At 46.5% G+C, this 2,516-nt stretch carries 1 protein-coding gene; it reads right to left on the reverse strand.

Features of this window, described 5'->3' with window-relative positions:
- Positions 1-294: 294 nt before the first annotated feature.
- Positions 295-2,292 (reverse strand): amidohydrolase family protein, encoded by a 1,998-nt coding sequence (locus E1297_RS02785; protein ID WP_155133626.1) that lies wholly within the window; start codon positions 2,290-2,292, stop codon positions 295-297.
- Positions 2,293-2,516: the final 224 nt, after the last annotated feature.

Genomic DNA, 2,516 nt, shown 5'->3' on the forward strand with positions numbered 1-2,516 from the left:
AACAATAAAACATATAAAACAGTAACTTATGCCGTAGTCTCGAAAGTGTGTGCGATGCAGGAAAAATGTTGTCTCTAAAACGAGCATTTTAGAGACAGTTTGAACGTTCAAACTGTCAAAGATAAGTTTTTCATCATTCCGGGTGCATTCAAGAGCGAATTGCACCGCTGTCATTGAAACTGATCATCAGTGATTTGCCACGCATTGCGAGGAACACTTCGGCAGGGTTCAGTCACAAGTATTTGAGTTATCGTCAAATGTGGTATAAAAATGACCGTCACGCCAAATTAAACACTATTGTTTTACCATTACAAGTAATTGTTCGGCTGTGCCTGTGCGCTTGATTATTTTTCCCTCGATTTCGATTTCGTAGTGGTAGCTGCCCTTAGGTTTTGCGACCCGTACATGCTGGCCGGGTTGCATCTGCAACTCGCGTAGCCAAAAATCTTTCGGAGGATTGAGCGGAAACCGAGCCAGAGTTTTAGGATGCAGCATCGGGGCGGCTGCACCTCCTTCCGGTTGACCTGACATAGCAAGTAATATTGTACGCGCGTAATCGCCAGAGTTGCGTAATTTTAAGTCTATAATATCATTTTTCCGCACTGATCTGTATTCAAACCATTGATTATTTTCTGGTGAGGACGTGAGTTCCCAATTCTCCTTCCATATTTTGCCGGTTTTCTGACGTTGCATTACCTTGTTAGAAATCTCTGTCAATTTCTCGGCTAGTTTAGTTTCATTCAAAGGTGGCATCAATTTGCCTTCTTTGACGATGACTCGTCCGTCACTAATAACAGTATTTATCACTTCGGAACCAGCACTATAGACAATTATGGGAACCAGATTGTTTATACCGGCCGAATCGATAACGGGTGAAAGTCCAAGGTGCTTTTTCGACAAGATAACGAGATCTGCTTCCTTGCCAACTGTAATAGATCCGGTTTCGGTTTCTATTCCCAACGTCTTTGCACCTTCAATCGTTGCGGCCTGCAAAATATACCAAGCATCAATTTCTTCACTCGTCTGCGCGCTGTTTAGAAACTCGAGCTTTTGCAAATTCCAAGCCATTCGCATGGCACGAAACATACTGATGGCATCATTGCTTGCGGCGCCGTCAGTCCCGAGTGCCACGGTTACACCCGCCTTAGCGTATTCCCAAATTGGGGCAATACCAGACGAAAGCCGGGCATTTGACTCTGGATTATGTGCAATTCTGACGTTTTTTCTCGCAATAGTCATGATATCGTCGGGGCTGCTCCAGACACCATGGATAAGAACATACGGGTGCCGGAGATTAAATGCGCCTAGGAAATCGAGCGCGTCTGCGGCGGTCATTGTTTGTGGCTGTTTCGCAAATTGTTGAAGCTGTCCAGCATTATGTTCGCCCAGTTTGGCGACGTCATCTTGGTTTTCTATGATCTGCCTCGCCATTCGTATAATGAGGGCAAATCCATTGACCGCAGTCGATGCTCCTTTGACTACAAGGGCTCCGATGGCACGACGGTCCATCGCACTGAGCAGATCCCCGTATTCATGTAAGTAATTTGTATAGATCGTATGGGTTTCGATATTAGCTTGATTTGTTTCCATAGTGTGTTCGGAGAGGATCCTGTTTAAATCGTCAGCGAGGCGAATACCGTCTGCCACGACAGGTGGTTTAAACAAAAAGGAATGCCCCTGTGCGATCCATAGATCTAGTGGTGCTATTTCTGCCGAAAGTCGCTTTATTTCCGCTCGTTTGTCTTTGGGCCCTAGGAACGACGCCGGATTCCAGAACAGGATTGCGCCACCGAGGCCGGCATCCCTTATTGCCGCGCTTGTCGCATCATAGGTAAAAGAGGCGTAGGGTGATGCAAAGTCTGCAATTGTTGTAACGCCGGACAGGGTAGCTTGCGCGGCGGCAGCCAGAGTAGCACCGTACATTTCTTCCTCGGTACAGTAATGCAAGAATTGATGAACAAGAAACGACCAGCTATTGAGGTCCCCTGATGGTTCAAGGCCACGCACCGCATGCTGCCATAGGTGGGTGTGAGCGTTAATAAAACCTGGTGCGAGGATCTGATTGGTGCCGTCGATTACAACTGCTTCGCCCGGTTGGGTGATACTGGTTGTGCGTATTTCTGAAATAATTCCGCGGTCAATCACAATCGTTTTGTTATTGAGGATAGTTTTGCCTATGACATCGATCACGTCGATATTATTTATGATCACGTCTGCCGCAGTGGCTGAGTGAATAGGGAGCAAGATCACTAGGATAAGGAATTTGAATGCGCGTTTAACTATCAATAGCATTGCATCTTCCTCATGGGAGATTTACGGTCAGTTCTCCAACTTTACACATTAAGGACGGCATTGCCATTTGTGGACAGCTCCGATTTCCAAGAGTTTTCGTGTCCGTCCGGTGAACCCGACCTATTTAATCTCCATTAGCTGTGTTAGGATGTCGTTGCGGTTCCATGCAACTCTCCAGGCTTGACCAAGAAAATCAGAGCTATGGTTGAATCTGGTGTCCGGGC

It is taken from the genome of Roseibium sp. RKSG952 (assembly GCF_009711355.1).

Excerpts from the sequence above, each read along its gene's own strand:
- E1297_RS02785 (WP_155133626.1), bottom strand. The coding sequence starts at position 2,292 with ATGCTATTGATAGTTAAACGCGCATTCAAATTCCTTATCCTAGTGATC.